We start from the raw sequence: 9120 nt of genomic DNA, 5'->3' as shown, positions 1-9120 counted from the left end.
CCCCGATATAGGGCTGGAATTCCTTGGTCAGTCGGAGATAAAGTTGGCGGGTTTGCACTATTCTGATGGTTATATGCTGGAAAGGCAGCATTGTACCTCAGGGGTGCACCGCCTCAAGCTTGGCTTTGACGCGCTCGGCCAGGTCGGAAACCAGGAAGGGCTTGCGCAGCAGCTCCGTGTCCGCCGCCGTGGCGCCGGYCGCATACCCACTGATCATAATCACCGGCAGTACGGGGAGCCGTTCGCGGACAGCCCCCACCACCTGGTTGCCATCCATCCCGCCCGGCAGACCAATATCCGTGATCATCAGATCGATATGGGGTCCTGACTGCACCAGGCGCAGCGCAGCGGCGCCGCAATCGGCTTCCAGCACACGGTAGCCCAGCTCACGCAACTGCTCGCCGGTCATCTCGCGTACATCCTGCTCGTCTTCCACCAGCAACAGGGTGCGGCCTTTTTCGGGACCAGCGGGGATTTCGAAAGCCGGATCGCTGGCGGAAAACGGCATGCAGACGCGCACCGTGGTGCCTTTTTCCGGTTCCGATTCAATCTGCACGAAACCACCCGACTGCCGCACAAAACCGTAAATCTGGCTCAGGCCAAGCCCCGTGCCTTTGCCCAGGGGTTTGGTGGTGAAGAAGGGTTCGAACACGTGAGCCAGGACTTCCGGCTTCATGCCCATGCCGCTATCCGAAACGGCGATGGTCGCATAACGTCCGGCCGCAGCGCCTTCCTGATGCTGGGCTTCCATGCCGTCCAGTTCCATTTCGTCGGTGCTGATGGTCAGCCAGCCGCCGTCCGGCATGGCGTCGCGCGCATTGACGCAGAGATTCAGCAAGGCGCTTTCCATCTGATTCGGGTCGCACATCACCAGCCATTTGCCGGCGCATAACTGAAGTTCGACCTGGACGGACGGCCCAACCGCGCGCCGGATCATGTCTTCCATCTCCAGCGCGATGCGGCCCAGGCTGACACTTTTCGGTTCCAGCGTCTGCTGCCGGCTGAAGGCCAGCAAACGGTGCGTCAGCCCAGCCGCGCGCTGGGCGCCTTTCTCGGCACGCCGCAAATAGCCTTCCACTTCGCCCAGCTTGCCCTGCTGAAGACGGATGCGCACCAGATTCAGGCCGCTGCTAATGGTTTGCAGCATATTATTGAAGTCGTGCGCGATGCCTCCGGTGAGCTGACCGATGGCCTTCAGCTTCTCGCTCTGCCGCAAACGGTCTTCGGCCTGCTTGCGGTCCAGGATCTCGCGGTTCAGCGCATTCAGCGTCTGTTGCAGCTCCTGGGTGCGTTCAGCGACCCGGCTTTCCAGCAGCTCGCTGTTCCGCACCTGCATCTGCTCGCGCAGGTGGGCGCCGATGGCGTCCGCCGCGTGGCGTGCATACAGGTCCGTCATGCGCAGCTCGCGTTCGCTGAAGTGGCGCGCTTCGCGGAAGTGCGTGTTCAGCATGCCCAGCACTTTGCCGCCGTGCGAAATCAGCGGCGTCGATTGCACCGCGCGGAATCGCGCCAGGCGGCCAATGACGCGCAGTTCGGAGCTGAGCGGCTCCTTTTCGATATCCTCGACAATCACGCGCTGTCCGCTGGCCAACGCCAGGCCGCAAGCGGTGCCGTCTCCACTACGCACCGATTTGAAGCGGTACATGAAATCCGGATCGAAGCCGCGCTGCGCGGCGGTACGCAGGCAAAGTCCCTCCTCATCGTACAGCTGCACACTGCCGGCTGAGGCCCCATGCATTTCGATGGTCGCATCCAGGATTTCGTACAGCATGGTATTCAGATCCATCGCTTTCACAATGCGACAGCTCATCTCATGCAGGCGCGACATATTGCGCAATTCGTCGGCCAGCGCCTGTTCAGCACGGGCACGTTCGACGGCCGTCCAGACGCGGTCCGCAATTTCGCGCAGCAGGTTGCGGTCCGGTGCCGGCCAGTGACGTGGTTCAGGATGGGCCGCATACAGGCAGGCCACCAGTTTGCCGTCTTTGATCAGGGGCGCGATGGCCGTGGACCGCACACCTCGGCTATAAATGCCTCCCGAGCGCCCATTGCGCTCGATCGGCGCGCGGCGCAGGTCCGGCACAAAGCGCGCCCGTCCGTCCAGCAAGGCGCGGCGGAAACCCGGCGCCAGGTCGGACAGCTTGCAGCCCTTCTCCAGCAGACCGGGTAAGCGGCCATCGCCATACCGGCCGCTATCGATCMGGATTTCGCCATCGGACTGCATTTCCGCATAGCCGACGGCGGCCAGCCTGAGTTGCCGCCCCAGCGTTTCGCAAGCCACTTCCATGATCCTGCGCGGGCATGACAAAGGCCGCAGATTGTCGCTTAGCGCGAGCAGGAAGCTCTGGCGCGCTTCGTTCTGGCGCACCGCGGCTTCCGCCGCATGATGCATGGTCACGTCCGAACTGCACAGCAGCACACGATCGCCTGCGCGCGTGGCCATGCTGCGCAGCCAGCGCGTGGAACCGCTGACGCGATAAGGATGTTCGCCCTGCCACAGATGGCCTTTTTCCAGCACATCCACCAGCACAGGAAACAGCTGGCCCAAACCGTCCTCACTGCTGCCGCTCAGCCGCGCGGCGGCCGACTTGCCCAGCACACGCATGGCGGCAGGATTGGCGAACTGGCACTCAAAGGCCGTCAGTACGCAATTCTCGTCGCGCACCGCGGCGTAGATCAGGAAGGCATCGGGCGAAGCCTGCTGCACGGCACGGAAGCGCAGCTCGCTGGCCGCCATCTCCTCACCGCGCAGGCGTGCGATCGCGAGGCAGGAAATGATTGCCGGTTCCAGTTCGCGGGCGGTAAATGGCTTGACGAGGAAGGCGTCCGCGCCGGCTTCCAGCGCCTCATCGCGCAGTGCGCCGTTTTCCGACATCAGCATCGCCGGCATCAGGCGCAGCGCGGGCCGGTTGCGCACGTGCCGCAGCAACTCCAGGTCGTCGCCGGCGAGGAGCAGGTCGAAGCGCTGCTGCGACAGCGCGGCAGCGGCGGCCTGGCTGTCCACCACCAGCGTCACCTGCCCATAGGGCTGCAGCAAGCCACGCGCCCGTTCGCCCATGCCTGCGTCATTCTCGACAACCAGGACGCAAAACGGCGGCTGGGGATGATCGTCCTGTCCGCTCGCAGCGGCTGATTCGGCAGGCAATGCCGGGGCCACTTCGTCACAGGTACAGCACAGACCGAGCACGGCGCCGGTTTTGTCCACGACAGCATTGAAGGCGAAGGCCAGGCATGGGCTGCCTGGTGCCGGCAGGCGTACTTCTTCCGTCCAGCTGGCAACGGAACGGTTGTGGATTTTTTCGACGCCAGATGAAATGGTTTCCCAGATACCGGACCAGGCCTCGCTGGCGGGTTTGCCTGCCATGTCCGGGCCGAGCCAGGGGATGCAGGCGTCGTTATAGAACAGGGTGTATTCCGCGCCCCACCATAGCTGCATGGGATGGCGGGACGTGAGGCAAATACTTAACGCCGCACGCAAGCTGTCCGGCCAATTCCCGACTGGCCCGACGGCCATGGATGGCCAATCCATGGCACGCATTCTGCGCGCCATCTCGCTTTCGCAGGGAAATACGCGCAGCAAGTCTGCTGCCGCGTCATCAAGCATTAGCCTCTCCACCGTCCCACGTAATCCCTGTACGAGCTCAGCCTAACCGATGCTAACCAATGGTTGGCCGGGCAATTATGTTCTGAGACTTTTACATTAGCTCATTTTTGCAAATTTGGATGGACAGGATGTGACTGACTGTCTTTTGCAAGCAACTTATTAAGCAATAATCCATTCCCACACTGAACTTCAGTTACGCAAACGAACGCTACATTCAGTCGTTTTTTGCCTTGCGGCCGCCGCGGCGCTGGCCCGCGCGCTCGCCAAACCATTCCACCACCGCGTGGCGGTAGTTCGCCGGGATCTTGGCGGAGGTGCGGCTGGCCAGGGCGCCAACCGTGTGCCCGGCAAGCACTTCGCGCATACGCTGATCCGCTTCCAGCATCACCGCATGAATGCCGCAAACGCCGCGCGTCGCGCTGGCAGGCGGATTGTCGCCGTACACAGCGCAGCGGGCGCGAATTTCGCGGCAATCGAACAGCGCCTTTTCGCCCTCCACCGCATCAACTACTTCAAGAACGGTGATGTCGTCTGCTGGTCGTGCCAGCGTAAAGCCGCCCTTCACGCCTTCGGTGGCGCTGACGATGCCCGCCTTGGTCAGCTTGGTGAACAGCTTGGCCAGGTAATCCACCGGCACACCCTGCAACTCGGCCAGGTCGCGCACGCTGGCTTCGCGCACGCCGCTATTGCGCTCGTCGAGATAGAGCAGGCAATGGAGCACGTACTCGGTAGCGCTACTGATATGGCTCATCTTGAAATAACTCCACCTACAATTGTCGTCGTTTGATGATACCGGGCTTCCATCGGCGTGGCAATCAGTAGAACTACGCTTGCGTAGCAGCGCTTCCCGGCATATTGTTAACTCCGACTTCGCGAGTCGTCGTTTAAACCGAACTTTGGAGTGAGTAATGAAACAGACAATTTTGATCGTCGGCGGCGGTTTCGCCGGCATGTGGAGCGCCCTCGGCGCAGCGCGCCTGCTGGACCAGCAAGGCAAGTCGGACAGTGTGGAAGTGGCGCTGATTTCCCCCGAGCCTGTACTGCATTTGCGTCCGCGCCTGCATGAAGCCGCACCACACGCCATGAGCACGCCCCTGCTGCCGGTGCTGGAAGCAGCCGGCGTGCGTTATATCCAGGGCGCCGTGAGCAAAGTGCAAGCTCAGCAAAAAGTCGTGCTGGCCACCGGCCCACAAGGCGAACAATTCACCCTCGCCTACGACCGTCTGGTGCTGGGCACGGGCAGCAAACTGCACCGTCCTGACCTGCCGGGCGTCCGTGAGCATGCCTTCAGCATCGACCAGCTGGACGAGGCAACGGCGCTGGACCTGCACCTGGCCCGCCTGGCAGATCGCCCCGGCAGCGCGGCCCGCAATACGGCCGTGGTGGTAGGCGGCGGCTTCACTGGCATCGAACTGGCTTGCGAACTGCCGGAACGCCTGCGCACCATCCTCGGTGAAGACGTGCGCGTCATCATCGTTGAGTGTAACCCGGAAATCGGTCCGGACCTCGGCCCGAGCCCGCGTCCCCTGATTAACGAAGCGTTGGATGCCCTTGGCGTTGAACGCATCCTCGGCGATGGTGTGGCATCGGTGGACGAGCATGGCCTGGTGACGTCGTCGGGCAAGCGCATCGAATCCCACACCGTGATCTGGACCGGCGGCATGCGGGCGCACGCCCTGACCAGCCAGCTGGGCGGCGACAAGGATGCGCTGGGCCGCCTGAAGGTGACGCGCGAGCTGCGCGTGGAAGGCGTGTCCGGCGTGTTCGCCGCGGGCGACGTGGCGGTCGCCACCACGGATAATGAAGGCAACCAGTCCATGATGTCCTGCCAGCACGCGATGGTAATGGGGCGTTTTGCCGGCCATAACGTGGCAGCCGATCTGATTGGCATCGCCTCCCTGCCCTACACACAGGAGCTGTATGTGACCTGCCTGGATCTCGGTCCATGGGGCGCCATGTATTCCGAAGGGTGGGATCGACAGATCAAGATGACGCCGGCCGACGCCAAGGCCCTGAAGCGCCGCATCAACACGGAGTGGATCTATCCGCCGCTGGCCAGCCGCACGGCCACGCTGGCGGCCGCCGAGCCAACCCGCCGCGCCGTCGCCTGATCGCGCTTGCCTTGCAGGGGCGGTGCGTTTATCGTGTGCGTTTCGCCATCACGATGGAGTGCCCATGCATCGCCCCCTGCTGCAAGCTTGCGCCGCACTGTTGATTGCCGTCTCCGTACCGCTCCATGCGGCGCCGGAGACTCCCGCCTTCGCCGACGCCGGCCGCGAGCAGCGAGTGAAAGCCCTGCTGCCCGAGATCGACCGCATGTACGATGAGCTGGCGCAGAAGGAGCATTTGCCCGGTCTGGTGTACGGCGTGGTGATGGATGGCCGCCTGCTGCATCTGCGTGCGCTGGGGGAAGCTGACCTCGAACACAAGGTCCCCGTCACTTCTGCCACGCGCTTCCGCATCGCTTCGATGACCAAGAGCTTCGTCGCGATGGCGGTGCTGAAGCTGCGCGATGAGGGCAAGTTGCGGCTGGACGATCCGGTGGCACAGTATCTGCCGGAGCTGAAGAAGCTGCAGCTGCCGACCACCGACTCGCCTGTGCCGACCATCCGTCACCTGCTCACCATGAGCAGCGGCCTGCCGGAAGATAATCCCTGGGGCGATCGCCAGATGGCGCGCAGCAATGCAGAGATTGAGCGGCTGCTGCATGGCGGCTTGTCCTTCTCTACCGCGCCGGGCACCGGCTACGAATACAGTAATCTGGGCTTCGTCATGCTGGGCAAGATTGTGAGCAAAGTCTCCGGCATGCGCTTCCAGGACTACATCACGCGCAACATCCTGCAACCCCTGGGTATGCGAAACACCACCTGGGAGTATTCGTCCATTCCGGCTGGACAACTGGCGCTGGGCTACCACTGGAATCACGGCGCATGGCAGCTCGAACCGATTCTGCACGATGGCGACGGCGCCGCGATGGGCGGCCTGATTACGACCATGGACGATTTCTCGCGCTACGTCATCTTCCTGATGAACGCCTGGCCGGCCCGCAACGACCCTGACACGGGTCCCGTACGCCGCGCCTCTGTGCGTGAAATGCAGCACCCCTTCAGCTTTACCGCCTACCAGCCCAACGCCACGCTGGCCGATGGCGAAACGCTGAATCCCAAGGTCGGTTTCTACGGCTACGGCCTGCACTGGACGCGCGACGTCCACAATGTACTGATCGTTGGCCATTCGGGCGGCCTGCCCGGCTACGGCAGCCAGTACCGCTTTGCGCCGGACCACGGCGTGGGTGTGATCGCCTTCAGCAACCTGCGGTATGCGCCGGTGTATGGTCCGACCATCCGCGCCGTGAATCTGATGGTCGAGAAAGCCGGACTGCAGCCACGCAGCATTGCGCCATCGCGCGTGCTGGCCGAGCGCAAGGAGCAGGTAGTGAAGTTGCTCAAGACCTGGGATCAGACACTGGCGGGCCGCATCACGGCCGAGAACTTCTTCCTCGACCGTTCCAGCGCCGACTGGCAGCAGCTGATTGCCGGCCGCATGGCCGCCATCGGCAGGATCAAATCGATTGGCGAGATCGAACCCGAGAACCAGATGCGCGGAACGTTCAGAGTCACCGGCGAACTTGGCGTAATTGATGTATGGTTCACACTCTCGCCTGAACGTGAACCGAAGATTCAGGCGCTGGAACTCAGACAACCACAATCTTAAGGAGACTGTATGCAATCCCGTACCGATCTCGCCTTCCACGCCATGCATGAAGAAGGCATCCTGATGCTCGCCAATTGCTGGGATGGCGGTTCCGCCCGTATCGCCGATGCGGCCGGCTCGCGCGCGCTGGCCACCAGCAGCGGCGCTGTCGCCTGGGCGCATGGCTATTCGGATGGCTATCAGTTGCCGACCGAACTGCTGCTGGCCACTGTGCGCGACATCGCGCGCGCCAGCAAATTGCCGCTGACGGTGGACATTGAAGATGGCTATTCGGACGATCCCGCCCAGGTTGTGAAGTTCGTGGAGGAGCTGATGGCCACCGGCGTGGTGGGCATCAATATAGAAGACGGCAGCAAGGCGCCCGAACTCCTGGTCAGCAAAATCTCGGCGATCCGCGCCGCGGCCGACAAGGCAGGCGTGAAGCTCTATATCAATGCGCGCTGCGACGTCTTCCTGCGCGGCCTGGCGCCGCCGCTGGAACGCGCTGCCGAGATGCTGCGCCGCGCGGCACTGTACAAGCAGGCCGGCGCCAGCGGCCTGTTTGCTGCAGGCGCAGCCGAACATGCGGACATCGCCGCCATCGTTGAAGGTGCAAGCATGCCGGTCAATCTTCTGGCGCTCGCCACGCTGCCGCCGCCGGAGCGCCTGGCCGCCATGGGCGTGCGCCGCCTGAGCGCCGGTTCGGCACCGGCCGAGGCAATGTTCGGCCGGGCGGCCTTCTATATGAAACGATTCCTGCAGACCGGCGAGATCGACGACGAACAGTCCCTGACCTACGGCGCCCTGAACCAGCTCATGAAGAGCGAATAATCCCCGCGCAGGCGTGTTTGAAGAGTTTCGCGACTTCCTCCACGCTGCGCCCACGCTGCCGCAGGCTTTCGAACACCGGGAAGCTGGTGGCAGCGTACAGCATGTCCACCATATCCAGCTGGTGCTCATCGGACCAGCGGCCCGCCGAGATGCGCTTCACCAGCACATTCAGCGCGCCGCGGCGGCGCTCCGTGCGCTTGCCTATGGCGGCAGCCAATTCCTGGTCCATCTCGGCGGCTGCATGCAGACTGCGCATCGAATCATCATGGCCCCAGGCGCGGCACACCAGGTCAATCAATAGCTCCAGTGAGGCGTTCGGGTCCTGATGGCACATCGCCTCGGCCACCCGCTCCATCCCCGCTTCGCGCGCGACCTGGTCCAGCACAGCTTCCAGCAAGCCGCTGCGCGAGCCGAACTGGTTGTATACAGTCAGCCGCGTCACCCCTGCGGCTTTTGCCACCGCTTCCAGGGACACCACCCGATTATTGTCGCGATCTCTTAATAGAACTGTCGCCGCTGCCACCACCCGCGCGCGCTTTTCCTCGGCCGCGGCCTGCCGCGCCGGACTTTCATACGCCCGTGTGCTCATCTCATTGCCATCTCATTGCCATCTCGTTGCCGACTCGTTGCCATTTGGGTATACAACATGTATATTCAAAGTTCCACAAACCACCCCGATTATAGCCATGAGCACACTTCCATTCTTCATCATTTGCCTGCACGTGATGGCAGGCGTATTCTGGGCAGGCACGGCGTTCACCATGGCGCGTGCCGGAGAAAATGCGGCGCTGCATGCGAAACTGAAGAAACCACAGCTGGGTGCCGCCGCCATGGCGATATTGACCGGCGGCTATCTGTGGCATACCTTCCACGTAGGTCCGGTGTCGGCGGTAGAGCGTTCACTCGGAATTGGCGCGGTGGCAGCCTTGCTGGCACTGGGACTGCAGATCGTGGGGGCACTGAAACCGGCACATGCCCACAAGATGCAGGCA

Annotated in this window: 7 protein-coding genes; 4 read left to right on the top strand and 3 right to left on the bottom strand. The window is 62.9% G+C overall.

Going from position 1 to position 9120, the window contains the following annotated elements; all coding sequences use genetic code 11:
- Positions 1-97 precede the first annotated feature (97 nt).
- Together AB4Z11_RS13430 and AB4Z11_RS13425 are read right to left on the bottom strand one after the other, a co-directional pair.
- Entirely contained in the window at positions 98-3604 is a 3507-nt protein-coding gene (locus AB4Z11_RS13430) for a GAF domain-containing protein (protein ID WP_442025752.1), read from the bottom strand.
- A gap of 214 nt (positions 3605-3818) precedes the next feature.
- A complete protein-coding gene (locus AB4Z11_RS13425) occupies positions 3819-4355 on the bottom strand; it encodes an RrF2 family transcriptional regulator (protein WP_442025751.1) in 537 nt (178 codons plus the stop codon).
- Positions 4356-4512: 157 nt separating this feature from the next.
- On the opposite strand from AB4Z11_RS13425, the gene AB4Z11_RS13420 reads away from it, so the two are divergent.
- The 3 genes from AB4Z11_RS13420 (at position 4513) to AB4Z11_RS13410 (ending at position 8128) form a co-directional block, all read left to right on the top strand.
- The gene (locus AB4Z11_RS13420; RefSeq protein WP_442025750.1) at positions 4513-5715 is read left to right on the top strand and encodes an NAD(P)/FAD-dependent oxidoreductase; all 1203 of its coding nucleotides are present in this window, start codon (positions 4513-4515) and stop codon (positions 5713-5715) included.
- Positions 5716-5779: 64 nt separating this feature from the next.
- Positions 5780-7318, top strand: coding sequence for a serine hydrolase domain-containing protein (locus AB4Z11_RS13415; protein WP_442025749.1), 1539 nt, complete (start codon positions 5780-5782; stop codon positions 7316-7318).
- 9 nt (positions 7319-7327) lie between these two features.
- The gene (locus tag AB4Z11_RS13410; protein ID WP_442025748.1) at positions 7328-8128 is read left to right on the top strand and encodes an isocitrate lyase/PEP mutase family protein; all 801 of its coding nucleotides are present in this window, start codon (positions 7328-7330) and stop codon (positions 8126-8128) included.
- On the opposite strand, the gene AB4Z11_RS13405 is transcribed toward AB4Z11_RS13410, so the two are convergent.
- Positions 8112-8717, bottom strand: a complete 606-nt coding sequence (locus AB4Z11_RS13405; RefSeq protein ID WP_442025747.1) for a TetR/AcrR family transcriptional regulator — start codon at positions 8715-8717, stop codon at positions 8112-8114. The two genes, AB4Z11_RS13410 and AB4Z11_RS13405, sit on opposite strands and share 17 nt — an antisense overlap.
- Before the next feature lie 97 nt (positions 8718-8814).
- On the opposite strand from AB4Z11_RS13405, the gene AB4Z11_RS13400 reads away from it, so the two are divergent.
- Positions 8815-9120, top strand: a 306-nt coding sequence (locus tag AB4Z11_RS13400; protein WP_442025746.1) for a hypothetical protein, incomplete at its 3' end; no start/stop codon positions are given.

It is taken from the genome of Pseudoduganella sp. RAF53_2, from assembly GCF_052113985.1.
Lineage (GTDB): Bacteria > Pseudomonadota > Gammaproteobacteria > Burkholderiales > Burkholderiaceae_D > Rugamonas.
The sequence above is the reverse complement of the archived record's forward strand: the minus strand, read 5'-3'. Positions and strand labels throughout refer to the sequence as shown.